We start from the raw sequence: 26,264 nt of genomic DNA on the forward strand, positions 1-26,264 counted from the left end.
GTGCTGCAAACAAATTTTGTACAGACAATAATCGACAAAAGGCTTTACAAAGTAGTTGTGATCGGATTAAAATTCCGCACCATTTTTGATCAAGCTGGTAAGAGACCTAACAATTGTGATTTGGTCTGTTGAATACCAGCGTTAACGAATAACCCCTGAGGTGAAAGGCATATGCCAGTAGTTAAAGTACGTGAAAACGAACCGTTCGACGTTGCTCTACGTCGTTTTAAGCGCTCTTGCGAAAAAGCAGGTATCCTTTCTGAAGTGCGTCGTCGTGAGCACTACGAAAAACCAACTACAGTTCGCAAACGCGCTAAAGCAGCAGCTCAAAAGCGTCACGCTAAGAAGCTAGCTCGCGAAAACGCTCGTCGCGTTCGCCTGTACTAATAACTGAGCTCCAAAAGGAATTTAGTTATGGCTCTGATTGATCAACTCAAAGAAGAGCAAAAATTAGCGATGAAAGCCAAGGACAAATTGCGCCTTGGTACTATTCGTTTAGCCCTATCAGCAATCAAGCAACGTGAAGTTGACGAACAGATCACTCTGAACGATGACGACATTCTTGCAGTATTGACCAAGATGGTTAAACAACGTCGCGACTCTGTAGCGCAGTTTGAAGCAGCGGGTCGTCAAGATCTTGCTGATGCGGAACAAGCAGAAATTACCGTTCTTGAGGACTTTATGCCTCAACCACTGACAGACGAAGAAGTAGCGGCTCTCATTGAGAACGCGATTGCTGAATCTGGCGCAGCTGGCATGCAAGACATGGGCAAAGTAATGGGCGTTCTGAAACCGCAAATTCAAGGGCGTGCAGATATGGGTAAAGTAAGCGGTTTAGTTCGCGCTAAATTGGCTTAAGGTACCCCACCCAATTGCAGCAAGCCGTGCTATCCTTTGGAGCGCACGGCTTGTTTGTATCTGGATGGATGGAATGAAATCAATGGGCAATACGCTCATTCTTTTAAGGCATTCACTCCACTCATCATCTTCTTTTTTTGTTAGGTTTTATGGCTGGACACATCCCTCGCAGTTTTATCGATGACCTTCTAGCTCGACTTGATATTGTCGATATCATCGACGCACGTGTGAAACTTAAGAAAAAAGGCAAAAACTACGGCGCATGCTGCCCTTTCCACAACGAAAAGACACCCTCATTCAGTGTCAGTCAAGAAAAGCAGTTCTACCATTGTTTTGGTTGTGGCGCGCATGGAAATGCCATCGATTTTTTGATGGAGTTCGACCGACTAGAATTCGTCGAAGCCATTGAAGAACTCGCTTCATACTTGGGTTTAGATGTTCCTCGCGAACAACGTAGCGGCGGTAATGGTTCGTTTCAATCAGGCCCACAAGCAAGCAGCAGTGAAAAACGTAATCTATACGACTTAATGGGCAGCATTGCTCAATTTTATCGTAACCAACTCAAGCAGCCAGCAAGTAAAGTGGCAATTGAGTATCTAAAAGATCGCGGCCTGTCTGGTGAAATCGTCCAGAAGTTTGGCATCGGCTATGTGGCTGATGAATGGGATTTAGTTCGTAAGAACTTTGGCCAGAATAAAGAAAACCAAGACATGCTCGTCACAGGCGGCATGTTGATTGAAAACGATAAAGGCAACCGCTACGACCGATTCCGTGGTCGAGTGATGTTTCCTATTCGAGACAGACGCGGCCGAGTGATAGGCTTTGGGGGTCGAGTATTAGGTGATGGGACACCGAAATATCTCAACTCACCCGAAACCCCGATATTTCATAAAGGTAAAGAGTTGTATGGCCTTTATGAAGTACTACAAGCGTACCGTGAGCCACCACAAATTTTAGTGGTTGAAGGCTATATGGATGTTGTCGCGCTTGCTCAATATGGCGTAGATTATTCCGTTGCCTCATTGGGTACCTCTACAACGGGCGATCACTTGCAAGTGTTATTCAGGCAAACAAGCACCGTCGTATGTTGTTACGACGGTGACCGCGCAGGCCGTGAAGCAGCGTGGCGTGCCATGGAAAATGCATTGCCTTACCTAACTGATGGTCGCCAGTTAAAATTCATGTTTTTGCCGGATGGAGAAGATCCCGACTCTTATATCCGACAAAACGGAAAACAAGCATTTGAACAACAAGTGTCTAATGCGATGCCTTTGTCTGAATTCATGTTCAGCTCATTGACTCAGCAAGTCGATATGAGCACGAAAGAAGGCATGGCAAAACTCAGTACCCTTGCTGTTCCTCTCATCGACAAAGTCCCTGGCGGCACTTTAAGACTATACTTGAGAGAACTGCTTGGCCGCCGTTTGGGTTTGGTTGATGAACGCCAACTACAGCAGCTAATTTCAAAACAAGGTAAAGAGGATAAAAGGCCTCAACCTCATAAAGAAATCAAGCGAACGCCGATGCGAGAAGTGATCGCGTTACTGATTCAAAACCCACAATACGTAAGTATGGTGCCAGATCTAACTAGCGTTAGAGATTTACCCATTCCTGGTCTAAGTTTATTTGTTGATGTACTTGATAAATGCCAAGCGCATCCCCATATCAACACAGGCCAATTATTAGAGCATTGGCGAAACAGCCAAAATGAGACCCTTCTGTCTCGTCTCGCGAGTTGGGACATTCCACTCGATGAGGACAACCAAGAAGAAATATTTTTAGACTCACTGGATAAAATTATTGCCCAGTGCGTAGAAAAACAAATTGAAAACCTGCAGGCCAAAGCAAGAAGTGTCGGTTTATCAGCCGAAGAGAAAAGGGAGCTGCTAGCACTTATGCTAGATTTAAAAGCGTAACCCTGTTTAATTAGTCAGCAACGATTTAATTTGTTATAGTAAGTGGTTTGCATTTCGCATACTGATTCCTTCACCAGATTACGAAGTTGGATACCGTCTATGGATCACAATCCGCAGTCACAGCTAAAGTCACTTGTTATTAAAGGCAAGGAACAAGGCTATCTGACCTACGCCGAAGTAAATGACCACCTACCTGCTGAAATCGTAGATTCAGAACAGGTAGAAGACATCATTCAGATGATCAACGACATGGGCATTAAGGTAGTAGAAACTGCTCCTGATGCTGATGATTTAGCACTGAACGATGACACAAATATTACCGATGAAGATGCAGCCGAAGCTGCAGCCGCTGCACTGTCTAGCGTAGAGAGTGAGATTGGTCGTACCACAGACCCAGTACGTATGTACATGCGTGAAATGGGTACTGTCGAACTTCTAACTCGCGAAGGCGAAATCGACATCGCAAAACGTATTGAAGAAGGTATTAACCAAGTTCAATCGTCTGTTGCTGAATACCCAGGTACGATTCCGTACATTCTTGAGCAATTTGACAAAGTTCAAGCTGAAGAACTACGTCTTACTGACCTTATTTCAGGTTTTGTAGACCCAGATGCTGACGACACCGCTGCACCAACGGCAACACACATCGGTTCTGAACTGACTGAATCTCAGTTAGAAGAAGAAGACGATGAAGACGTTGATGACGACGAAGATAGCGATGACGATTCAGATGATTCTGAAGAAGATGTAGGTATCGATCCAGAGTTAGCGCTAGAGAAATTCAACCAACTACGCAGCACCTATCAAAATCTTCAATTAGCAATCAACGAGTACGGCTATAACAGCCCGAAAGCAACCGTTGCTAATGAAATGATGCTAGACGTATTCCGCGAGTTTCGTCTAACGCCTAAACAGTTTGATCACCTAGTGAATGAACTGCGTACTGCTATGGATCGCGTTCGTACTCAAGAACGCCTGATCATGAAGTCTGTGGTTGAATACGGCAAAATGCCGAAGAAATCATTCATCGCGCTGTTCACTGGTAATGAATCAAGTGAAGCTTGGTTGGATGAAGTTCTTGCTTCAGACAAGCCATACGCTGAAAAGATCAAACGTAACGAAGAAGAAATCCGTCGTTCAATCGCTAAGCTAAAAATGATTGAAGAAGAGACTTCTCTAAACGTACAGAACATTAAAGACATCAGCCGTCGTATGTCTATCGGTGAAGCAAAAGCTCGCCGTGCGAAGAAAGAGATGGTTGAAGCGAACTTGCGTCTTGTAATTTCTATCGCGAAGAAATACACCAACCGTGGCCTACAGTTCTTGGATCTTATCCAGGAAGGTAACATCGGTCTGATGAAAGCGGTAGATAAGTTCGAATACCGTCGTGGTTACAAGTTCTCGACTTACGCAACGTGGTGGATCCGTCAGGCAATCACTCGTTCAATCGCGGACCAAGCACGTACGATTCGTATCCCGGTACACATGATCGAAACGATCAACAAGCTAAACCGTATCTCTCGTCAAATGCTGCAAGAGATGGGTCGTGAGCCACTACCGGAAGAGTTGGCTGAGCGCATGCAGATGCCAGAAGACAAGATTCGCAAAGTTCTGAAAATCGCTAAAGAGCCTATCTCAATGGAGACACCAATCGGTGACGACGAAGATTCGCATCTAGGTGATTTTATCGAAGATACAACGCTAGAACTTCCGCTAGATTCTGCAACTGCAACTAGCCTTAAAGTGGCAACGAAGGACGTGCTTGCAGGTCTAACGCCACGTGAAGCGAAAGTACTTCGTATGCGCTTTGGTATCGACATGAACACTGACCATACTCTAGAAGAAGTTGGTAAGCAGTTCGACGTTACTCGTGAGCGTATCCGTCAGATCGAAGCAAAAGCACTACGTAAACTTCGTCACCCAAGCCGCTCAGAGACTCTGCGCAGCTTCCTAGACGAATAATCGCAGCGCATACAAGCTTTTAGAAATCAAAAAAGGTGACTTTAGGTCACCTTTTTTATTATCTACTGTGCTAAGTGGATAAAAACTAAGCGCAATTGCCCTAGTTGGTATCTAGACACCTTGCAACGCTTCCCCTATAATCGTTGTCCTATTAAGGCCCCTTAGCTCAGTGGTTAGAGCAGTCGACTCATAATCGATTGGTCCGCAGTTCAAGTCTGCGAGGGGCCACCATATTCTAGAAGGCGTAGCAGGTTAGTACCTGCTACGCTTTTTTTGTACCTAGTGATTTTGGGTGTAGTTGTGGGTGTAGTTAGGAAGTTGCTTAGCTCACAATTTTGGACGCTTTGCTGAGCTTGCCAACATTTTTCCATCACGAGCAGAACAGAAAATTCGATAAGATAATAAAAAAGCGCCCCCTTATGTGAAAAGGGGGCGCTTTTTTATTATCTGCCTATTTTACTCAATTCCGTGTTTACGATCATACCAAATAGCTAACAAAGGCAAACCGATTGTACCAACGGTAACTAGAGCTAAAAATAAAAGTTGAGCTAAAGTCATACCCGTTACATCCAAAAGTTGTACTAACATATTGAAACCCGCCCTAATGTTCTTGTGGTTATATTTTAACCTAAAAATACAAAACTTGATAATGTGCTTACTGGCCAAGATAGATAACTGTAATCTCTTCTCGCTCATGCCCTAACTCTCTACTAATAATAAGGCGAGCTTCTTTATCTGCACTTTTTTGTTCTCTACTCAGTTCTCTGCTAGTTAAACCACCCGCTTTAGGTGCATTCATTCCTGTCAGTTCTATGTATCGCTGTTGAGCATATTGATGGCGTAGACCATGGTTCTTGCATAACCCAACCTTCCTACAAGTATTTTCGTAGTGCTTTAGCTGTTGAATGTACTTTTTGCTTGCGGGAATCAGAGAGCCTCTTGGGGCAATAGCTATAGCTCGTTCTAACACCTGCTTTTGATATTCGTTTCTGATTGGTACCTCTCGCGCCTTGCCACCTTTAGTTCAAGAACCCATTAAATGAATTCTATCTGCTTTAATCGCTATACTGGGGTTAAACTTCAAAGCTTCTTCCCGCCTCAGACCGAATGCAGATTGTAGCTCTAACGCTATTTTTATATATGGGTCTGAGATTGCGTTAAACTTTACTTCATCAAGCTCTTTCGCCTTGTTGGTACTATTGTCACTGAAAACTCTCTTTCCTATCCCCAACTCTTCATTGGACTTGGGTAACAAATGCTCACGTCCAGTCTTTTCGAATACCCAACGAATATGTGCCATTCGGTTTTTTATAGTTCCAACGCTTAAGCCTTGACTTTGCCAATGCTCAACCAAAAATTTTACGTGCTTTAACTTAAGTGTATGTGGAGTTAAGTGCCTGTACCCTCCTCTCTTTAATTGTTTTTCGATTTGGATGAGGATGTTTTTACGTGCAGCTTGAGATGCATAACTCCCATCAATGTTGCGCTTCATTAACAAAACTAGGCCGTGTCGTAAGTTTGGTTTGCTCATGACTCTTACTCCTAAATAAATAAGAGCCATATAGCTCATATGGCTCTATCTACTTGAAAAAATGATGGAGAAAACGTAATCAAACCACGTGAACCTGATGGTTAGTGATAAGCCCAATTCAAACTTATGGTTAGTAAGATGAATGCCTCAGAGGCGATTAGGGCAAGAGTGATGGTTTGTGTATCGATAGTTACGAATGTCGTACATGATCTACTTGAAGAAGCGTGAGCATCTACGAGAAGAGCATTGTGACGTCACAATGCTGGTTACGTTTCTTTCTCCTATTGAACATTTATGATTTATGAAGAGTCTTTATAGCGACGGCTACTTTTTTATTTACGTGATGAGGCTACCAAGCCGTCACTTGGCTGTCACCAAGTGACCCCGCTTAAAAGAAATAACGAGAATATAGAAAAAATAAGGTGATGCGCTCGCGGTATACCTCCTGTCACTACCTATTTCACAGCTAGTGACAGGAGGGCTTCAACGTGCGTTCTTTATGCTGTTGAGCAGTGGTTCTTTGATACCATCAATACATAGGACAGCTTCTTGCAAAGACGATTCAAGGCGTGGATCAAAGTAACCATACTGAACGAATATCTGACGTTTGATGTCATCTGGAGATTTCAAGTAATTGATTATATTTTCATCTGTAAGCTTAAATGGTGGCTCTTGGATTAACATGGCCGTAATTGCTTTAGCCATGACGGCGCGATGCTGTAAATCCAAACTTGTAATAGCATCTCTAAACATACCTTCTATATCTTCCATGTAGCGCTTCCAAATAAATTCGTCCATCTGCACCATACATACACCTTTACGTTGTTTTGTTCGCACTGCGAACATTTCACTCCTCTGCTAATCTTAAGTAGAAAGCGTAACCTATTACGTGACAAATGCATAAATCTGGCAGATTGAATATGGAATATAAAAAAAGCCCTACGCTCATCTCAATCTTTGGGAGCATTTTCATTTCATTGCTTAAAGTTATTGTTTGTGTTTTGGAAGCTTCAAGTAAAAGCTCAAACATCGATCGCGAACATATTAGCTATGATGATGGTATTTCAGACAACACCTACTTTGATGACATCGGGTGTGAATTCGAGCGGGATTTAGAGGGTAAGTTGAGGAATAGGATTACAGAAAAACGCCATAGAGATAATTCAGATTGGTAGCTGGTAAAAAGTGACTCAACGTTTACTGTACATTAAGTCACTTCATTCTAATTATAGGCTTCAGTCAAATGTATTTGTTTGATGATAAGAGAAAGACCATAACCAATCGCCAGCTTCCGCTTCATCTAAAGGCACAGGCTCTTGGTTTAAGCCAAAGATCATCAATTTACTGCTTCTTCCATCTACACTATGAACCAGTTTAAGGTCAACAAGCTCAACTTTCCCATTAAATCTGCAAACGTAGTAAGAGCCTTCATTTGTAGGTCGGCTCATAAACCAAGGTGAGCGCTCTGGCCCTACTGCACTAAAACAATGGATATTCCTAGCAAAGTTAAATACCGCCTCAACGAGCTCCGGTTTACTAAATTCAGACGTAATCTCTACATCATGGGCAAGTTGAAATGGGGATATGCTCCAACCATAACGATTAAAGCTATCAACAAAAAAATCAATTAAGTTATCAGCATTATCTCTTAAGGCATCCATGTAATCATCTAGATAGAATCCAGGCCCACCAAACAATGAAAGATCCACATATCTAAATACTTTAACCCCCATAACTGACTTAGCCCAATCTAAAGCGGTGCTAAGGTTCAAAAACTGCTTTGTATCCTTACCGTAATCAACTATTACACAATCAATGTCTTCTATCACAGAACATAGTGCATTATCATGATTTAACGGAGTCATGGGAGATAAGTACTCCTCATAATAACCAAACAACACGTTTCTCATGTCAACATGACAAGACATAGAGATACTTGTTTGGTTGCAATATTTAACTGATGCAGAATCAAACTGCTTGCTCCCATTACGCTTAGTACTATTCATATTTCCTTCCTTCTTGATGAATGAGAAGCGAACAGCCCCTCAATGTCAGAAAGAATGTTAAAGCCGATAAAGTTAAATATTTTTTTTAAGCTAACGATTACTGCATTTATCCCAACAAGTGGAATTAACGTTCGCAGTGCGAATAAAAAGCGAGGCCTATAGCCTCGCGTACATAAATTTAATCTTTAAAAGCCTGTTCTTGCTCTACTAGCCAATCAACAAAGTCTCGCTCACGCCAGCCTAAACAACGCCCATTTATCTGTATTGGCTTAGGAAAACACTTGTCTTTCGCCCACCAACGCCAAATAGTCCTTGGACTGCGGCCCAGTGAATCTGAAACTTCTTTAAGGGACATAATTCGATCTCTTGCCATGAGCATCCTCCTTTTCTCATTTGATGACTGAACCAGTATCTTTGATAAAAAGAGGCGTAACGGTTTTAAGAGGTCGATTGATTGAATTGATCAGATGTTCGCAGTGCGAACGACATAAACTTGGTTTTTCTCAATTTACTTCACTTACTCCACTTTAAGTGAGGTAAGTGAAGTAAAGTTATAAACATACAATCTCAGAAATGTGGACGATAGCTGCTTGGAAACAAATACAGCCTGTAGCCATCTTTGTAACGAGTTTCAATTTTCCCCTCATCAGCTAATCGCTGTAGAGCTCTGCCGACATGAGCAACATAGTTACATGGTATGCCTAAGATCTGGCTAATTTGGCCTGGTGCAAGCCATTCAGTCTGGCTTCGATTATCATCAGCCTCCATTGATATTCGCTCCTGAAGCATTTTATACCAACGCCCTTTATCCAAATATTTATCAGATACCGTATCAACCAGAGCCTGCTCGTCCATTGACAGTACCCAAGGCTCACCAGCTTCATACATGTGCTTGACCTCCAACCAAAACTGCCGCAATGACTCGGGCTCTTCTTGGCGAAGGCTGCCAGTTCCATTGTATTGCCACCCGAGAATCCGATTCACAGTAGTCATATCAATGGGTTCATTTAGTTCAATCACACCAAACCGAGTATTACCCGTTCTGTCCTTTAAGAAGTCTTGGCCGTTTACCGTCGCTATCAAAAGCGTTTGCCTCGGTTTTTTAAGGTCGGTACGCGCATAGGGCAACCTGATTGTGTCTGCCTCTTGGGATATAAATGCTTTCAGCTGACCTTGACTGTGCTTTGTTGAAGACTCCAGTTCACCGAGTTCAACAATCCATGACTTAATAATAGGTAACACGCTATCTTTGCAGCGGGGATCTAATGCCCGACCTCCAAGAAATGCCCCTTGTACGATGTCACCTATTCTTGATAAGAAAGCGGTTTTTCTAAAAGACTGCTTACTCTGAAGCACCGGAACTAACTTACTGCTAAACCGAGGCTCGTATAGCGCCGCAATACAACCTACAAGCCACCTCCGCATAATTAGCTCCGTAACTTCAGGTCTCTTAGAACGGATGCACCCAATAACTTTCTTCACTCGTTCGACGCCATCCCATTCAGAGTCAGCCAGATGCAAAACAATAGGGTGATATGAACGCTCCTTTGCCAAAACATGTAGATGATCACCAATTGCTGCTTTTGGTACATCGAATCTTGCACAGTCGCTTATCAGCTTACTCATTAACACCTCATATTCCATAACCTTACCGTTATGGAGCACTTCTATCTCAGTGTTCATCGCATTTAAGTAAGGGACGTATCCTTTGTGATCTAACAGTACCCTCAGGTTGTCATCTGTATTGAGAATAAGCTTCTTAAACCCTTCTTTTTTCTTGTCTGGAAAATCGAGTTGAGACTCGCTCGGCTGACTTTTATCACTTGCTGCTGTCACTTTTCCCCCCTTGATTCTCCATCCAGTTATCTAGCTCAGACTCTCGCCACCCAAGGCAGCGTCCATTAATCAGAATGGGTTTCGGAAATGTTTTCTCTTTTGCCCACCATCGCCAAATTGTTTTGGGTGTCCGGCCTAAAGCTTCTGATACCTCTTTTAATGGGATTATTCGATTTCGTGTCATTACCTGTCTCCTTATCTCATTTGAGGGCAGGAGTTAGTATCTTTGAAAAAAAAGGAGGGAACGATTTTGGGAGGTCGATTGCATTAATTGATCTTGATAAAAAAGTTATAACCAAAAGAAGATGTTAGCAGTGCGAACAAAAAATAAAATTGGCCTCAAAAGTTCTGGCAATAAAGAGTGAAACCAATTTGTGGACAAAAGTTGGTTAGGAAATTTACTCTATTTAGACTATTAGGTATTAGGAAAAGTATGGGTGTTGCATCATTAGCACCCACGACATGTCTGGGAGAGACATCATAGCTAGAGCGGCGTTAAGTTGCTTAAACAATGGTGGGCGATGACAAATGTCAGTCATAGTGCGCGTTGGTTTGTGGATTTGGAGCGTACAGCGAGAGTCGAACCCGCATCATCATATTGGAAGGCAGAGAAGTAGGCTTTGCGTTCATATTTCTTGATAGTCAGTGATTTGACGAGTCAATTTTAATCAAGAAGGCTAAGTCAGTTAGAACGCTATAGCATGAAAAAGTGCTATATTGAAAGCATCACATCTTCACGCCCCCACAGAAGGAATAATACTATGCCGACCTACCAGGTCACTTACTTCAACGTGAGACACGCCGTGATGGACAGCGAAGCTATCTTCATGAAAAACCTAACGAACGCAAAGCGCTCAGCAGAGCATCATGCGCCAGAGGGGACTGACCAAATTGAAATCAAAGATTTAATGGATCAAGTTTTGACTCGATTGACGCTTGAGCAAGGCTGGGTTGATAACATCGAAGACTGACATTGTCTAGCAATCACGGGTCGTTTGGAGTGTCATCAATAAATACACAGGCTTGATTAGTTTTTCGTATTAGCCTTTGACACAGTTTAATTTGTTTGTCTGTCAAAGCCTGTTCACAGTAGAGTTGGTCGAGTAAACCTGCAAGCATGTCTCTTTCCAAGTTACTCAGTTTTTCAGAATGCATGAGGAGTGTCGTATTGATAAGTTCAGAGAGGTTTCTTGAACTCACAATCCCCATTCCTTATCCCACTTCTTTTGTTCCTCAATATCTTCTATTCGTTTGCGGACATCCTTTCTCTTCAACTCTTCTGGTGTCCGCTTAATCCTTTTTCCTTTCGGATTAAGACCAAGTTGTTTCTGCTTTTGTGTCGGTTTAGGTAACTTGCTCACATATAATCCTATTTTGATGGTTGACTGAATTTCGCACCGCATCCACGTTGGCTATGAAAGAAACAATGATACTACACAAGTCAGCATAAAATAGACAAAAGTGAGTAACAGCACTAGTTAAATTAGCATTGTAAGTATCGCAAAAACCAGCTAGTTGCAACTTCGGCTATTTGCTCGCAGTCGGCATAAAGTCATTTTTGTTAGCTAACGCATTAGAAACTTACTAATATTTTTTAAAATCATAACATTACAGCCAAATTAAAATATGACCGAAGACTAAACTAACTATTTTCAATTTAAGGCTTATACTTAAAGTAGCTCCGCGAATTTGAGTTATTTTTTCATTATAAAACAAGTTTCCTTTCACAGTTATTTTCGAAATTTTTCGTTTAACTTCTGCGACAGCCCTCTTGAGTGACTATGAAATAGCTCTAGTTACCAGAGCCTTAACCTATAGGATTAGTCGAGGTATATATGTCTGACAGAGAAACTGGATCAGTAAAATGGTTTAACGAGAATAAAGGCTTTGGATTTATCACCAAAGATAGTGATGGCAAGGATATTTTTGTCCATTTCCGTTCGATTTCGTCTGATGGGTTTAAGACCCTGTTGGAAGGGCAAAAAGTAAGTTTTGAAGTTGAACCAGGTGAGAAAGGACCACACGCAACAAACGTGGCTCTCATCTAGATACGGCTGAAGGCATAGCAATCAAAAGCTTTGCCTTCATTTTTTGTCTAGTTATTGTTTGATGGTAAAAGTCCATTCCAACTTCTTCCTTCTTTTCGAAATTCAACTCTGATCCTTTCAGGTTATAGATTTTCAGCTGATCAAAGCTATTTGGATATGGGAAATATAAAAGTGTCCCAGAAAACAGTCTATGACAAGGAGGTGCCTTTTATAAAGGTCAACCATCATTGAAAGGAAACAAATCATGATACCCACCAACGAGAAAACATGGCGCCAAACATATCTAAGTTCACTGAATTTAAAAGGTACAGAATATAGATACTGGTCATTAAAAAAACTTGCCCAAGATTATCAAGTAAACCTGTCCAAAATTCCCGTAACTAAACGTCTGCTTATTGAAAATGTAATGCGACAAACCTCTGATTTAAAAGAGTCATCTCGAATTATTGAAGCATTGCTCTTTAAAAATAAGGCTCTCGACTCAGAGAACAACGGTCATTCATCAGAATTGAGCTTCTATCCTAGTAGAGTACTGATGCAGGACTATACTGGGATACCTGCTTTAGTCGATTTAGCCGCAATAAGAGATGCAGTAGCTAAAGAAGGCGGAGATCCGAGTTATGTAACACCTAAATGTCCGGTTGATCTTGTCATTGACCATTCGTTAATTGTTTATCAATCAGGTTCAGAATCTTCGATACAAACAAATCGTGCACATGAAATGGCACGAAATAGAGAGCGTTATACATTTCTAAAGTGGGCACAAAAAAACTTCCGTAACTTGACAGTGATCCCTCCCGGTAAGGGGATATGCCATCAAGTTAATCTGGAATATCTATCTCAAGTTGTGCGCGAAGACGAAAAAAGAGTGTTAACACCAGACACGGTAATAGGAACCGATAGCCACACCACTATGATAAACGGGTTAGGCGTGTTGGGTTGGGGAGTGGGAGGCATAGAAGCCGAAGCTGCAATGCTTGGTCAGCCACTAAATATCGCTATCCCACGAGTTGTCGGAGTACTTCTTGATGGGCAATTGCGTCCCGGTGTGACTGCGACCGATTTGGTTTTGACGATCACAGAAAGGTTAAGGTCTCATGGCGTGGTAGGTAAGTTCGTTGAGTACTATGGTGACGGCTTAGCCACTCTATCGGTGGCAGACCGAGCAACGCTTGCCAATATGGCACCAGAGTATGGAGCCACTTGCGGATTTTTCCCAATTGATGAAAATACTATCGCCTATTTAACCCTGACAAACCGCCCTTCTTCACTGATTGATAGAGTGCGGGCGTACGCTCTAGAGCAAGAGCTATGGTGGGATACAAACTGCCCTTCACCAGAGTATGACGAAAATGTTGTAGTCGATTTATCTGCCATCGGTACCTCAATAGCAGGGCCCAAACGACCTCAAGACAGACTTAATATCAGCGCCATTAAGCAAGCGACTCTTGACCAATGTGCTATTGAAGGTGCCGCAAACTCAAACCAGCCAGGCTCATCCAGACCCTTACATCATGGTGATGTCGTCATTGCAGCTATCACCTCGTGCACTAACACGTCAAACCCCGCTGTTATGTTGACTGCGGGTTTGGTGGCTAAGGCAGCAGTTAAAAAAGGGTTAACCGTTCCTAGCTACGTCAAAACTTCTCTCGCCCCCGGTTCATTAGCTGTCGCTCGATATCTCAATGATACGGGTTTGCAAGACTACCTCGACCTATTGGGATTTCATCGAGTTGGATACGGTTGCACAACATGCATTGGTAACTCTGGCCCATTAAAAAACAATCTTGAAACTGAGATCTCGGAAAACAGCCTGAATGTATCGGCGGTATTATCAGGTAATCGCAACTTTGAAGGTAGAGTGCACCCCTCTGTTAGCCTAAACTGGCTTGCCTCGCCACCTTTAGTCGTCGCATTTGCGTTAGCGGGTACGACCTGTATTGACTTAGAAAAAGACCCAATTGCGCTCAATAGTAACAACGAGCCCGTCTATCTAAAAGATCTGTGGCCAAGCCAAGCCATGCTGGATGAAATGCTAAATCAAGTCCATGAGAGCCACTTTAGATTGAGCTACAGCGACATTACTGAAGGTGATGAAGAGTGGGAACAATTGTCAATGAAAGATAGCCCCTGCTACCCTTGGGACGAAGGCTCCACTTACATACAACGCCCTCCTTTTTTGGAAATACCACCGCCGACTTTTCCTGTTGAATCAGCGCGTGTATTAGCCATTTTGGGGGATTCAATTACGACCGACCATATTTCACCAGCAGGCCGCATTTCAGAACATAGTCCGGCGGGTCAATATCTACTTTCAAAAAACATCACACCCGAAGAGTTTAATAGCTATGGTTCACGCCGAGGAAATCATCACATCATGGTTCGTGGGACTTTTTCAAATGTACGTTTGGAAAACAAAATCGCCTCCCCGACGATAGGCGGTGTCACGCGATGTTACGGCGATACCAAACTGGATGACTGTAACATGTCAACCACTGAGAAAGCGCCTCCCATCATTCCTATTTACGACGCCAGCAGGAGGTCAATCGAACTTAACGTTCCGTTGGTAATATTTGCTGGCAAAGACTATGGTTCAGGCTCTAGTCGTGACTGGGCGGCAAAAGGTTGTTTGTTATTGAATGTGAAAGCGGTCATCGCGGAATCGTTTGAGCGAATTCATCGTAGTAATTTAGTCGGTATGGGCATACTGCCTCTTCAACTGATGCGACCAGATGAATTAAATTCACTGACTTTAGAGGGTAATGAGACTGTTTTTATTGCCCCCCACGAACCTATAAAGCCGTTATTGGAGCTCAATATTATCGTAGTAACAGCGCAAGGTGCTGAGCTCACCATACCTGTTACTGCTCGTATAGATAACCCTAAGGAACTGGAGTATTTTAACTCGGGGGGTATCCTTCAATATGTTCTGAAGCAGCTGACAGCTAATATCCCTAAAATGTCATAGTGAAGTCTCGCGTCTTAGATTACGGTGTAGCAGTCTGCGGTACTTTTTCACCGCAGGCTGTCTATACATTTCAGATTCAGATTTAGATGTTGTTCTGTTTTTCTCTTACAGAGAAATACCGTAAAAAAGTGAGGCCGAGTAAAGCTGAACAGATGGAAGCTGAGAAAATTCCAAGTTTTGCTGCATTAATTTGATCAGTGCTATAGGCTAACTCTGAGATAAACAATGCCATCGTAAAACCAATGCCAGCTAGCATCCCACCCCCCAAAATCATTCCCCAATTCATATTTTCTGGAAGCATGGCTACCCGGAGTCTTACGGATATCCAACTGAACAGCACAATACCTATAGGCTTGCCAAAAACAAAACCCAAAAAGACAGCAAAAGTAATTGGAGAAGTTGCGTTCGTACTGGTTAGTGAAATCCCAGCATTAGCAAAGGCGAATAGTGGTAAGATGATAAACCCGACCCAAGGATGAAGTAACATTTCTAAGCGCTCGACCGGTGAAAGCGTTTCACGGGCCGCCGCAGCAGCCGTCCTTAAAGTCTCTCCTTCAATCTTATCTCCGCTCCATTGCTTCATAGGAGATGATGCCACTATTGAGTTCACAATAGTGGAGAGGTGTTGCTTGCTGACCCACTTATTTGTGGGGGTTAATAAGCCTAGAATCACACCAGTAATTGTCGGATGTATACCAGACATGTCGACCGACAACCATATCATTCCTCCAACAAGAGAGAAGAGTACAATACTGCGAACTCCCAAGAAGCTCATACCTCGAACAATAATAAAACCTATCAATGCATAAACGACGGGCCACCATTCAATGTCATTACCATAACCAATAGCCACAACAAAGATTGCGCCAATATCATCGACTACGGCCATTGATAACATGAATATTCGTAAGCTACTCGGAATACTTCGTCCTAAGAGCGCTAGGCATCCGATCACAAATGCGGTATCCGTCGCCATCACAGTCCCCCAACCATGATGCCCTGGTTCACCAAATTGGATAAATAAATAGAAAAGAGGAGGCAACAACATCCCACCAAGAGCGGCAGCAATGGAAAGTACAGCTAATTTAGGATTACGAAGTTCACCTAGCATCAACTCACGCTTAAGCTCTAAGGCAATGAGAAAGAAAAACAAAGTCATTCCTGCATCGTTTATCCATTTGTGCAAAGAACGCTCAAAGACTAAATCACCGAAAGTAATCCCTACCGAAATCTGCCAAAAATGAGCAAACTCTTCACTTAGATTTGAATTGGCAAGTAAAACAGCAAGTACTGCTGAAACAAATAGAACAATGCCTGCTGCGGATTCAATATGTATAAAACGGTTTACTGGTTGAGCGACCCAATCAATGTATTCTTTTGGTAATCGAGTCGGATTAGTTGGTGCTATTGGGATTTTTTTACTCATTGTTTTCAACTGTAGGTATTAAGTTACCTTCAATGCTATTGAGAAACTTGAATATGTCACTGTTAGTAGATAAAACAAGCGTTGTATTTTCTGAAATGATAGTTGAGTAAGACTGCATTGTTCGCGTGAACTCATAAAGGTCTCTCGCTTGAGGGCTTTTATTGTAAGCTAACGAATAAATTTCGGCGGCTTTGGCATCAGCTTGTCCGCGAATCTCTTCGACTTCACGATAGGCTTCAGACTGGATTTTATTCAAATCTCTGATGCGGTCACCACGAATCCTCGCAGCTTCCCCATTCCCTTCGGATAAAAAACGTTCCGCGATTTGCCGACGCTCACTAATCATTCGCTCGTAAATTTTAGGGCGAACACTTTCATTGTAATTAATACGTTTGAAGCGAATATCGAGCAATTCAATACCAAATATCTTTATTTTTTCTGACGCAGCAGAGAATATTTCTTGTTCTACTAGTTGACGCCCTTTTTTAATAGGAACAAGGGTGCCAATTTTTAACTCTCCTTCAGTGTCACTTAATAAGGCATCTCGTAACGGTTTTCTGTTTTTGTTGGTACGAATTATTTCGATTAGTTCATGCTTTGCGACAGCATTTCGCGTCTCACTTCCCAAAATATCGTCAAGACGAGATTGTGCACTACGCTCATCTTTGATTCTTAAAAAGTATTGAAGTGGGTCGATTATTCGCCACCGAGCGAATAAATCAACTGAAATATACAGCTTATCTTTTGTGGGCATATCGGAAGGGTTGCCATCCCACTCCAACACTCTTTTGTCTATAGTGTTAATCTCATGAATGAATGGCATTTTTATCTTTAACCCGGCATCCACAACAGGTTCTCCTATTGGCTTCCCAAACTGAGTAATAATGACCTGTTGTACTTCACTCACGGTGTAAAGTGCGTTGTATATACCAAGAGAGACACATAAAACTAATGCGGTTATGACTCCTATTTTTTTCGGTTTCATTGTGCATCTCCTTGTGTCTTATTGAGATTAAGTAAAGGTAAGATATTGTTTGCTCGCTCATCAATGATAATTTTGGCCCGAATATTCGGTAATACAGCTTGCATGGTTTCTAAGTAGATTCTTCGTTTGGTCACTTCTGGAGCTTTAACGTACTCAAACAATAGTGCATTAAATCGCGCTGTATCCCCCTCGGCTTCATTCACTCTTTTTAAACGATAACCATCAGCCTCTCTGATCCTTTGATCTTTTTCTCCTAAAGCTAAAGGGATTACTTTGTTGTAATCTCGACGAGCTTCATTAATAAGCTTTTCTTTTTCCTGTTGGGCTTGGTTCACTTCGTTAAATGATGCCTGAACAGGTTGAGGAGGGTTGATGTTTTTCAATTGCACTTGGTCAATGCTTATCCCTAAGGCATATTTCGTTGAGAGCGCCTGCATTTTTGAAAGCGCTTCATATTCAATTTCTTGTCGGCCTATTGTGATCACTTCATCCACAGTTCTATCCCCGACAACTTCACGCATTACGGACTCAGAAACATATCGAAGCGTTTCACTAGGTTCTCGGACTTCGAACAAAAACTTAATAGGTTCAGAAATTCGATATTGAACTACCCACTCCACAAGGGCAGCATTTAAATCACCAGTGACCATTTGTGTCTCTTGGCGACGATCGTTCACTCTGGGACTTTGGTGAGGATCATTAGCTCCTGGCGTCGTAAAACCAAACTCTTGTTTCAACTGACGTTTAACTGGAACTATTTTTACCGTGTCAATACCAAGTGGAACCTTGATGTGGAGCCCCGAAGGAACATTATTTACATACTTACCAAAGCGTTGTACGACAGCGACAGAATCACTTGGAACGGTATAAAATGTTGACCATAAAATGAGAGCTAAAAATAAAATAATAAATGGAGAAAAAAAGCTCGATGGTCCGCCACCGATAAGAATTTTCTTGAAGTGCTGAAGAATAGTATGAAAAGCTTTTTTCAAATGTGGAGGATCTTGCTGTCCTCCGCCCCAGGGGTTTCCTGAAGAATTGTTACTTGGGAGCATGAGCATGCCCTCCGGCTATAGGTAAGGAATTTGACCTATGCAAAATTGAATGAGGTAGGTAGCGCTTAATCAACTAGAGTAAATTGTGTGCAGTTTACGATTAGTTACTAAGTGTTGCCTTAGGATAGGGAAACTCTACTTAAACTTCTAATATAATTAGAAATTATTAGCTAGAAATCATACTAGCTTTCATATCTCAAGCTCTACAGTAACCCCTAATTACTAGGCTCTTTTTATCGCTAACGTTATGCGACGTGTAGTTATGTGAGAGCATACATCTTTAACTATTATTATAGGTTATTTATGTCCGTATAAGGACAGATTTGGCAATTTTTCTACAACGGAACGAGCCTTGTAGAGAAGTATGACTCGAATAACCTAAAAGAACGGCCGCCTAGCAAGAATCGGGATAAGATAAATCAGACTAGAGAGCACTGAATCAATACTGGACACAGGCTTTTCAACGGTGGAGAAAAGCCTGTGCTAATGCTTCTAGCAGTCAGTTTGCTCTGAAAGTCTCAAAGCTTATTCCCGTTCAACTCCAAGGTAACGAATCGTATTGTCTAGCTTCGAATGTCCTAGTAAAATCTGTACCGCCCTAATGTTTTTTGTTCTGGCATAGATCAAAGTAGCTTTGGTGCGACGTATTGAATGAGTCCCATAATAGTCTGCATTCAGCCCCAGTTTTACAGCCCAACACCTTATAATCGAACGATAAAATGAGTAACTGATAGGTTGCCCTTTACGGCGACAACTTGGAAACAAAAAACTGCTTCTAGGGGTGCAGAGTAGATCCATTGACTAATACTCTGCTGAGTTCTAGGAGTGATTTCATAGTGCACATCAGTGCCCGTTTTTTGCTGTATGCATTGACCCCTCTCATAAATCACTCCTTGCGAAGAGACATCGTATACGTGTAGTTTTCGTAAATCACTCGCTCTCAACTTACTATCAATGGCTAGGTTTAGCAGAGCAAGTTGCCTTAGGTCGTTTTCAAGCTCAAGCCTGGTCCTGATTCGCCAGATTTCTTCAAGCTTAAATGGCCTTTTTATGCCACTGCACTTTGTACAAGATAACTTTCTCATGATGACCTCCTCTCAGTGTTTTTGGTCAACATGAAGTTTGGCTGTCACATTTAATAGGGCTCAGAAAGATCTGAAATGTTGGTGGACAAATGTGTTTTAGTAACTTGACTAAATTGGCGACTAACTGATTAGTCTAGGTACGGGTAACCTCCAATTAAGTAGTAAAATCTAGTTGACCGTTACATTCCCATTAGTAGAGCTAAAATAGATGTAGGTACTATATTCATGAACTTAGGTATTCTCAAATGGGGATATTTACTTGTAACAAGTGTGGGAAGTTTGTCAGTCCAAATATACTGGCTTCAAAAGGTGGAATTTGCCCAGTTTGTTTTCAATTCTTGGCTATGTCCCAAATGCACCCTAAGATTTGGGATGTACTTCATCGAGAAATTGAGGAAGGTAATCAAATCGTTGGCTTCAATGCTATTGGAGCATTGGGAGGAAGATGTATATCCATTGAGCTTAAGTATCCATTTTCAAACTCATATGAGTTGAATGAAGGTCTGATTGATTATGTTGATAATTCTAGCTCTGGCAATGAGTGGAGCATGTATGTTGGTATTGAGTATCGTCCTATAGATGGCCCGCAGGGGAGTCTCAAGATTAAATCTGTATTGAGATATACCAATCAGTCTGAAGCTGTCCCCGGGGATCACCCCTTTAGCAAACTGGACATTACCTATCTTCGTGTTCTTTTACTTTTATTATCAATTCTCATTGTTTCCATATTCGTTTCCATATCCATGTTCCCAGAATTTTATCATCTACTGATAAAAGTGCTTATTCCTGTTCTTGTATTGAGGTGGGCTCTAAACAAGTACTGAATAGCCACCAATATAGTAGCCACTTCTAGTATGACCAAAAGTATGTCAAATCACCGCTAGGTGAATAATATATCAACTAGGCGTAACACCGAATGGGGCACTTCTGAGTTACGGAGTGCCAACTGTGAAAGTTCTGGACATAATCGAGTGAGAATCAATTGAGCATGAAATCGTAAGACGTTATTTACAACTCTACGATACATCAATAAAAAGAAACAAAATAATGCAGCGTTCGCAGTGCGAACATCAATCCCACTTCACCAAAGACTAACCACGTTTGAATCTGTTTCCTCTGCTCTAGATAACTTGCTTTCCCATAACTCCAAAGCATAACGCTTCTCAGCCAAATATTCGTATCTATCGTAATGTTTTGAGCTAACGTCGTTTAGAGCATGGTTTTGTAGCCTGTCTCTCAATGCCTTACTTACCCCAATCTCTCCCATCAATGTTTTACAGGTTCGACGTAAATCCCTAGGGATAAAATACTCAAATTGCGGGTGATCATCTCTATAACGAGCAATGACTTGGCTCAATGAATCTAAGCGAACGTGGTCATTGTCATCTTTATGATGCGGGAAAATAAATGGACTAGCTGAGTTGCTTTCTCTGAGCCTTTCTAAGATAGACATCGCTGATTCAGTTAAAGGGACCAAGTGGCTACGCTTGTTTTTCGAAAGGTCCGGAGTGACAAGTAACGTTCGTTCATCCCAATTGATTGCCGTCCATTTTGATGCTGCAATCTCATAAGGTCTTTGTCCACCAGTATGAATACAAAGAAGAATAAGGCATCGCATCATTTCTGAGGATCGAACTCCTTCTATATCAAACTCAATATCATGCATAAACTGATGTAATTCCGTGAACGTTAGATAGCGCTCCCCTACTCGTTCTGCATCTTTTTGTTTTGGTATAGAAGATACTGGATTAAAGACGAGACCAAACTTAGCGTCTCTCAAGTAATTCGCAGGATCATTGTCATGTGAAAGGCCATAATTAAATGCGGCATGAAGGTAGCTTCTGACTCGATTGCTCTGCGTAGCGGCACCACGTTGTATCATGTGAGCTAATATCGTAACGATATTAGACGTCGTCACATCACAAGCCTTTGTTTCTTTGGAGATAAATGGATAAACCTCTTTCTCCAGTGACCGATAAACGTTTTGATAAGTCCGCTTCCCCTCTTTTTTCATTTGGTTTACATAACTTTGAAACAGCAACTCTAAGCTTCCCTTGCTCTCCTCCTCTCTTCGAGCTACTTCACGCTTTTTCTCTGCGTTGGCTAATTCAAATTTAGGATCGAGTCCCTGCTTTAACATTAAGCCCAGTTTATGCGCCTCCTTCCGCGCATCAACAAGACTGAGCGCCGGAAATCGCCCTAACTGAATAAAGAGACGTTTACCCTCGCGGTAGTAGCGAAAGACAAACCCTTTATTTCCACTAGCAAACACTTTCACTCCAAGACGTCCAGCGCCTTTAGTTCGGTCATCATCCCAAACGTAATACGCATTACTTTTAGGCTTTAAACCCACAATTTCTTTTTGCGTAATTGCCATAACAGTTCCTTTGTTGCGCAACTACACCCAGAGTTAAATTGGGTGTAGTTGTGGGTGTAGTTAGGAGGTCTCTTAATGACAGTTTGTGAGATATCACAAGATAAGGCAAGCTAAACAATCCACTAATTATCAATAATTTAAATACAATTTGAGATAACATGGAATTTGATAAAACAAATATTATCACGACTCATAATCGATTGGTCCGCAGTTCAAGTCTGCGAGGGGCCACCAAATTTCGAAAGGCGTAGCAGGTTAGTACCTACTACGCCTTTTTTGTGTCTGCTGACTTTGGGTACAGTTGTGGGTGTAGTAATTCGTTGCTCATCTCGTCAACAACTTCAAACTTATTACCTTCCTCGATTCTACCCTCTCTTTCTTTTCGCTTCTTACCAAGCTTTCTATATAGTCGTGGAAACAAAATGTCTGCTCGCTATTTAAACCATTGACCCTTTTTCGACTTCTGATAGGATGGACATGTAAACGTATGGACGTCTAAAATAAAAATGGAGTTACAATGAAAAGTATTCGTCACCTAAAGAAACTAGCTTTGGTCCTCACGGCAGTAGTTGGCTTAAGTGCTTGTGGAGAAAAAGATGACTCTGTCATTAAAGTGGGAGCAACCGTAGGGCCTCATGCTCAAGTAGTTGAAGCAGTAGCGAAGGAAGCAGCGAAGCAAGGCTTGAATGTAGAAGTCATCGAGTTTTCTGATTACGTGACACCCAATGCCGCGCTTAGCGATGGTAGCATCGACATTAACAGCTATCAGCACCAACCATTTTTAGACAACTTCAACAATAGTCATGACGCCCAATTAGTGTCGATTGGTCAATCCATTCTGATGCGCATGGGACTTTATTCTAACAAGTATCGCTCATTGCAAGAGCTTCCAAACAATGCACGCATAGCAATTCCAAACGATCCAACTAACGGTGGTCGTGGTCTGTTGCTACTCGCCGATGCAGGTTTAATTGAGCTGAAACAGGGTGTTGGCCATAAAGCCGCCCTAACTGATATCACAAAAAACGCAAAGTCGTTTGAATTCGTCGAGGTAGATGCCGCCCAGTTACCACGAACATTGGATGATGTAGACGCGGCTGCGATCACAATGAACTACGTAATGTCTTCTGGTTTAGACCCGAAGAAACAAAGTATCTATCTTGAAGCAAAAGACGCACCACTGGCCGTCATGGTCATCGCTACTCGTGACGCAGACAAAAATAATGAAGCGTATAAAAAATTCGTTTCTATTTACCAATCTCAAGCAATTCGTGATTATCTCGATCGTACGTTCAAAGGCACAATAGAAGCGGCTTTTTAATCAATAAAGCAACGAATACTTTGCTCACTAATCAGATAGAAAAGAGGCTGATGTTTCTCATAGCCTCTTCTTTTCACTCCTCACTCAATCGGCTTATTGTCGACTTTCAGCCTCTAATCTCATTGCTAAATAAGCTTGGTCCGCAGAAACCAATTCAGGGCGGTTAATCAACTTCCAAAGGAAGTATGGGGGGATTAAAAATACGACAAAGTAGAGAGATTCATGGAAGAATACATCGGCTATCGCTTGCTGATGCTCCCAGAGTGCCGTCAGTGCAAAGAGCTCTAACATCACGCCTAATACGCCAAAGACGACAGAGACAACAATCGCTAAACCCAGTAGTTCTCTAATAAAGTGCTTGTATGCCATGATACTAATTCCTTCTAGCAATAAGTCATACTAACTTACGCTCATAAGAAAGAAGCCAGCTTGACTATTATCAAACTCCCCTCATCACAGTTAAGAACTTAGTTTTATAAAAAAGGACTTGTATATAGCACCATTGAAGATTGACCTCTCTATCACAATACAATGACATCATTTCTCGACTTTGAGACTAGCCTTTTACATTTATCAGCAGTGTAAACAAGAGGTCATAATGAAAAAATATACTTATCCTTTACTTGCTATCTCAGGTGGTCTTTTATTGACGGGCTGCGGTAGCGACGACTCTTCATCCGATACAGAAGCAGCCACTTTTTCTCTCAGCGTTTCCGATGCGCCTGTCGACGATGCCAACAAAGTCGTCTTAGCGTTTAAAGATGTTGTCCTTGTACCATTTGACCCAGAAACTGGCGAACAGACTGGAGAACATATTCTGTTAGATGTTAGTGACAATGGAACACTACACCAAGTTGATCTAATGGAATATCAGGGAAGTAAGGCTAAAACGATCATTAGCGAGCAAGACATCGCTCCTGGTGATTATGCTATGTGTGTGTACGCTAAAGACGGCAAACAATTAAACGATACAACGCTGTCATACGTAGAGAAGACAGACGGCAACATCAAAGGCTTAGTTGTGCCTAGCCGAGGCAGCTGTTTTGGTTTTAAACCAGATACGAGCGATCAAGGTCGCTTGAAGTTTTCGCAAAAAGGTCAGTATGTAAAAGTTCATACTGGTCATAATAGCTATGTTGTCGAGTTTGATTTGCGTAAAGGTCTGGCAGATCCAACGGGCAAAGATTACATGAACATGAACTCTAATGCGGTAAGCTTAGTAAACGCATCAGAATCAGGTCATATCGGTGGTGAAGTCAGTGAAATTCAGTATCAAGCGTGTGAAGCAGACAGTGCAGCATCAAATGCAATAAATGACGTTCCTGCCGTTCACTCAGTCTATCTTTACGCAGGTTCGATGGATCGCTCAACCATGGGCGATATGGGCGCGATGGAACCACTCCAAGCGCCAGTTGCAGTAGCTAACGTGAATGAATCGCAAGACGAAGAAGGTAATACAACCTACAGCTACGAGTTTGGTTACATTGGCCCAGGCACCTACAGTATTGGGTACACCTGTACCGCGTATGTTGACACACCAGATAACCATGAAACATCAGAAGATGGCTTCCTGATTTATCAACATTACACACCTGTTGATGTGGTCGAAGGTGAGCATACAGAGCAAGATATCAATCCTATCCTATAGCTCTCGTCTTATCGAAAGCCGCTCACACGATGAGCGGCTTTTTGACTATTATTTTAATCCGATAAGTAATACTGAACGGTTGAGACCACTCGTACTTTCTTAATGTAAGGCGTGTTGCTGTCTCGGTCATAAATCGAGAACTGCCCTTGCGTGGCACGTTTGATCTTACCCAGTGAACTCTGTGAGTCTTTGGCAAACTTTTGCGCCACTTCGCGGGCGTTTTTGGTCGCCTCTTCAATCATGTCTGGCTTTACATCATTTAGCTTAGTAAAGCTGTACTCAATGCGGTTCGCGTACGGGTCCTGATTCAGCAGTACGCCTTGTTTTCCTAGCTCACCAATCTCATTAATTGCCGCTCGAACCACATCGACACTTTGACTATAAACCGTAACGGTCCGCGAGGCTAAATAACGAAACTCGATATCTTGCTCACTCCCGTATTGCTGTGCTTTTCGGTCAATGACAGCAGGAGAAGAAAGGGAAACGCTCGTTTCAGGGAGCCCTTTGGCACTTAAGAAATCCAGAATCAAACGCGTTTGCTGATCGATGTCATCAAACATAGCCCCCATATCATTACTCGCTAAGGTGAACTGAATTGGCCAGATCACTGTATCGGCAGAGTACTCTCGTTCAGACAATCCCTTCACCGTTACCACTCGCTCATAGGCTTTGTATTTGACTGCTGTTTGCTGAATAAAAAAGCCCAATACTCCTAAACCAATTATCAGACACAGCCCGAGCCATATTGACGCTCTATTGGAAATCTTCTCCATTCATCCTCCTAATTTCGCCAAAAGTAGCAATTCGTCGTATCGATAACATAGCTCAACTATGGCCAGAAAATGGCGACCTAAAGCCAAGTTTTTGTCATATCGTTCGAAATGGTGAATAGAATAAATTACAATTGAACGGTGTTTTATTGTGAGTTTTAAGATTATGTTGAAAATAAAATGGCTGGTAGTTCTGAGCGGATTATTTGTCTCAACGGCTTGTTTGAGTACTGACGACTTAGTAATGGATGACAACTCAACACAAGAACCCCAAGCGGGTATGTGCGATGAAGATCAATGCGAAGGGAAACGCTTTGATGGTCGTATTCTGCTAGACAATGAGCCGACCAAACAGGTCTTGAGCTCACTAGAAAGTCTCGGTGAAACGCTCAACTCTCTGAGTATCCTGATGTTTGCTGGCGACAAAACGTAACGCTAAAGCTGTCCTATCCCCTTCGCCTTTAGTCAACAA

At 42.2% G+C, this 26,264-nt stretch carries 26 protein-coding genes, 1 tRNA gene and 1 pseudogene; 12 read left to right on the forward strand and 16 right to left on the reverse strand.

All coding sequences use genetic code 11. The features are described 5' to 3' along the window. The first annotated feature begins 171 nt into the window (after nt 1-171). From rpsU to L3V27_RS13230, 5 genes are all read left to right on the forward strand, one after another. Nucleotides 172-387, forward strand: a complete 216-nt coding sequence (gene rpsU / locus L3V27_RS13210) for a 30S ribosomal protein S21 (protein ID WP_001145625.1) — start codon at nt 172-174, stop codon at nt 385-387. Nucleotides 388-414: 27 nt separating this feature from the next. Beyond that, the gene (locus tag L3V27_RS13215) at nt 415-858 is read left to right on the forward strand and encodes a GatB/YqeY domain-containing protein (RefSeq protein ID WP_005379720.1); all 444 of its coding nucleotides are present in this window, start codon (nt 415-417) and stop codon (nt 856-858) included. 149 nt (nt 859-1,007) lie between these two features. Continuing rightward, nucleotides 1,008-2,774: a DNA primase gene (gene dnaG, locus L3V27_RS13220; protein ID WP_005379719.1), complete on the forward strand. Its 1,767-nt coding sequence runs from the start codon at nt 1,008-1,010 to the stop codon at nt 2,772-2,774. 99 nt (nt 2,775-2,873) lie between these two features. Then, nucleotides 2,874-4,736: an RNA polymerase sigma factor RpoD gene (gene rpoD / locus L3V27_RS13225; RefSeq protein WP_005395986.1), complete on the forward strand. Its 1,863-nt coding sequence runs from the start codon at nt 2,874-2,876 to the stop codon at nt 4,734-4,736. 155 nt (nt 4,737-4,891) lie between these two features. After that, nucleotides 4,892-4,967: transfer RNA gene (locus L3V27_RS13230), tRNA-Ile, on the forward strand. A 225-nt stretch (nt 4,968-5,192) separates the two neighbouring features. On the opposite strand, the gene L3V27_RS23335 is transcribed toward L3V27_RS13230, so the two are convergent. The 8 genes from L3V27_RS23335 to L3V27_RS13265 form a co-directional block, all read right to left on the reverse strand. Beyond that, nucleotides 5,193-5,324, reverse strand: a complete 132-nt coding sequence (locus L3V27_RS23335; RefSeq protein WP_017634400.1) for a hypothetical protein — start codon at nt 5,322-5,324, stop codon at nt 5,193-5,195. Between the two features lie 67 nt (nt 5,325-5,391). Next, nucleotides 5,392-5,535: a hypothetical protein gene (locus L3V27_RS13235; RefSeq protein ID WP_237312029.1), complete on the reverse strand. Its 144-nt coding sequence runs from the start codon at nt 5,533-5,535 to the stop codon at nt 5,392-5,394. A 225-nt stretch (nt 5,536-5,760) separates the two neighbouring features. Then, the gene (locus tag L3V27_RS13240) at nt 5,761-6,267 is read right to left on the reverse strand and encodes a phage integrase N-terminal domain-containing protein (protein WP_237312030.1); all 507 of its coding nucleotides are present in this window, start codon (nt 6,265-6,267) and stop codon (nt 5,761-5,763) included. Between the two features lie 483 nt (nt 6,268-6,750). Continuing rightward, nucleotides 6,751-7,074, reverse strand: a complete 324-nt coding sequence (locus L3V27_RS13245) for a hypothetical protein (protein WP_152560902.1) — start codon at nt 7,072-7,074, stop codon at nt 6,751-6,753. A 428-nt stretch (nt 7,075-7,502) separates the two neighbouring features. Continuing rightward, nucleotides 7,503-8,273 carry a hypothetical protein gene (locus L3V27_RS13250; protein ID WP_140246597.1) on the reverse strand — a complete coding sequence of 257 codons (771 nt, stop codon included), beginning with the start codon at nt 8,271-8,273 and terminating at the stop codon, nt 7,503-7,505. Nucleotides 8,274-8,451: 178 nt separating this feature from the next. Then, nucleotides 8,452-8,652 carry an AlpA family phage regulatory protein gene (locus tag L3V27_RS13255; RefSeq protein ID WP_324186314.1) on the reverse strand — a complete coding sequence of 67 codons (201 nt, stop codon included), beginning with the start codon at nt 8,650-8,652 and terminating at the stop codon, nt 8,452-8,454. Between the two features lie 188 nt (nt 8,653-8,840). Further along, nucleotides 8,841-10,109 carry a VapE domain-containing protein gene (locus L3V27_RS13260; RefSeq protein WP_031823103.1) on the reverse strand — a complete coding sequence of 423 codons (1,269 nt, stop codon included), beginning with the start codon at nt 10,107-10,109 and terminating at the stop codon, nt 8,841-8,843. Beyond that, nucleotides 10,093-10,293, reverse strand: coding sequence for an AlpA family phage regulatory protein (locus tag L3V27_RS13265; RefSeq protein ID WP_029839162.1), 201 nt, complete (start codon nt 10,291-10,293; stop codon nt 10,093-10,095). Before L3V27_RS13265 ends, L3V27_RS13260 begins: the two co-directional genes overlap by 17 nt. A 577-nt stretch (nt 10,294-10,870) precedes the next feature. Between L3V27_RS13265 and L3V27_RS13270 the strand changes: the two genes are divergently transcribed. Then, on the forward strand, nt 10,871-11,080 hold the full coding sequence (locus L3V27_RS13270) for a hypothetical protein (RefSeq protein WP_005378991.1): 210 nt from the start codon (nt 10,871-10,873) through the stop codon (nt 11,078-11,080). A 225-nt stretch (nt 11,081-11,305) separates the two neighbouring features. On the opposite strand, the gene L3V27_RS13275 is transcribed toward L3V27_RS13270, so the two are convergent. Further along, nucleotides 11,306-11,470, reverse strand: a complete 165-nt coding sequence (locus L3V27_RS13275; RefSeq protein WP_180793015.1) for a hypothetical protein — start codon at nt 11,468-11,470, stop codon at nt 11,306-11,308. 474 nt (nt 11,471-11,944) lie between these two features. On the opposite strand from L3V27_RS13275, the gene L3V27_RS13280 reads away from it, so the two are divergent. Next, the gene (locus tag L3V27_RS13280; RefSeq protein WP_005378997.1) at nt 11,945-12,157 is read left to right on the forward strand and encodes a cold-shock protein; all 213 of its coding nucleotides are present in this window, start codon (nt 11,945-11,947) and stop codon (nt 12,155-12,157) included. A gap of 244 nt (nt 12,158-12,401) precedes the next feature. Then, nucleotides 12,402-15,125 (forward strand): aconitate hydratase AcnA, encoded by a 2,724-nt coding sequence (acnA, locus tag L3V27_RS13285; RefSeq protein WP_237312031.1) that lies wholly within the window; start codon nt 12,402-12,404, stop codon nt 15,123-15,125. An 82-nt stretch (nt 15,126-15,207) separates the two neighbouring features. Here the strand turns inward: acnA and nhaA are convergent, their stop codons facing one another. From nhaA to L3V27_RS13305, 4 genes and pseudogenes are all read right to left on the reverse strand, one after another. Continuing rightward, nucleotides 15,208-16,551, reverse strand: a complete 1,344-nt coding sequence (gene nhaA / locus L3V27_RS13290) for a Na+/H+ antiporter NhaA (protein ID WP_029852869.1) — start codon at nt 16,549-16,551, stop codon at nt 15,208-15,210. Beyond that, a complete protein-coding gene (hflC, locus tag L3V27_RS13295) occupies nt 16,544-17,536 on the reverse strand; it encodes a protease modulator HflC (protein WP_237283651.1) in 993 nt (330 codons plus the stop codon). Before hflC ends, nhaA begins: the two co-directional genes overlap by 8 nt. Beyond that, nucleotides 17,533-18,591, reverse strand: coding sequence for an FtsH protease activity modulator HflK (hflK, locus tag L3V27_RS13300; RefSeq protein WP_237283652.1), 1,059 nt, complete (start codon nt 18,589-18,591; stop codon nt 17,533-17,535). Before hflK ends, hflC begins: the two co-directional genes overlap by 4 nt. Nucleotides 18,592-19,116: 525 nt before the next feature. Then, nucleotides 19,117-19,676: pseudogene (locus L3V27_RS13305) on the reverse strand (tyrosine-type recombinase/integrase). Nucleotides 19,677-19,921: 245 nt separating this feature from the next. On the opposite strand from L3V27_RS13305, the gene L3V27_RS13310 reads away from it, so the two are divergent. Next, nucleotides 19,922-20,500, forward strand: coding sequence for a hypothetical protein (locus tag L3V27_RS13310; protein WP_237312032.1), 579 nt, complete (start codon nt 19,922-19,924; stop codon nt 20,498-20,500). Nucleotides 20,501-20,757: 257 nt separating this feature from the next. Here the strand turns inward: L3V27_RS13310 and L3V27_RS13315 are convergent, their stop codons facing one another. Next, nucleotides 20,758-22,053 carry a site-specific integrase gene (locus L3V27_RS13315; RefSeq protein ID WP_017633489.1) on the reverse strand — a complete coding sequence of 432 codons (1,296 nt, stop codon included), beginning with the start codon at nt 22,051-22,053 and terminating at the stop codon, nt 20,758-20,760. Between the two features lie 517 nt (nt 22,054-22,570). On the opposite strand from L3V27_RS13315, the gene L3V27_RS13320 reads away from it, so the two are divergent. Continuing rightward, on the forward strand, nt 22,571-23,374 hold the full coding sequence (locus L3V27_RS13320; RefSeq protein ID WP_006742753.1) for a MetQ/NlpA family ABC transporter substrate-binding protein: 804 nt from the start codon (nt 22,571-22,573) through the stop codon (nt 23,372-23,374). A 93-nt stretch (nt 23,375-23,467) separates the two neighbouring features. Here L3V27_RS13320 and L3V27_RS13325 read toward each other — a convergent pair whose 3' ends face one another. Continuing rightward, on the reverse strand, nt 23,468-23,743 hold the full coding sequence (locus L3V27_RS13325; RefSeq protein WP_048626615.1) for a hypothetical protein: 276 nt from the start codon (nt 23,741-23,743) through the stop codon (nt 23,468-23,470). A gap of 229 nt (nt 23,744-23,972) precedes the next feature. Here L3V27_RS13325 and L3V27_RS13330 point away from each other — a divergent pair, with 229 nt between their 5' ends. After that, on the forward strand, nt 23,973-25,022 hold the full coding sequence (locus L3V27_RS13330; RefSeq protein WP_164666506.1) for a DUF4382 domain-containing protein: 1,050 nt from the start codon (nt 23,973-23,975) through the stop codon (nt 25,020-25,022). Between the two features lie 53 nt (nt 25,023-25,075). Here the strand turns inward: L3V27_RS13330 and L3V27_RS13335 are convergent, their stop codons facing one another. Further along, nucleotides 25,076-25,795 (reverse strand): SIMPL domain-containing protein, encoded by a 720-nt coding sequence (locus tag L3V27_RS13335; RefSeq protein ID WP_006742751.1) that lies wholly within the window; start codon nt 25,793-25,795, stop codon nt 25,076-25,078. A 163-nt stretch (nt 25,796-25,958) separates the two neighbouring features. Between L3V27_RS13335 and L3V27_RS13340 the strand changes: the two genes are divergently transcribed. Continuing rightward, nucleotides 25,959-26,225, forward strand: coding sequence for a hypothetical protein (locus L3V27_RS13340; RefSeq protein WP_041852999.1), 267 nt, complete (start codon nt 25,959-25,961; stop codon nt 26,223-26,225). Nucleotides 26,226-26,264 lie beyond the last annotated feature (39 nt).

Source organism: Vibrio sp. J2-3(2022), assembly GCF_021725735.1.
Classification (GTDB): Bacteria; Pseudomonadota; Gammaproteobacteria; order Enterobacterales; family Vibrionaceae; genus Vibrio; species Vibrio diabolicus.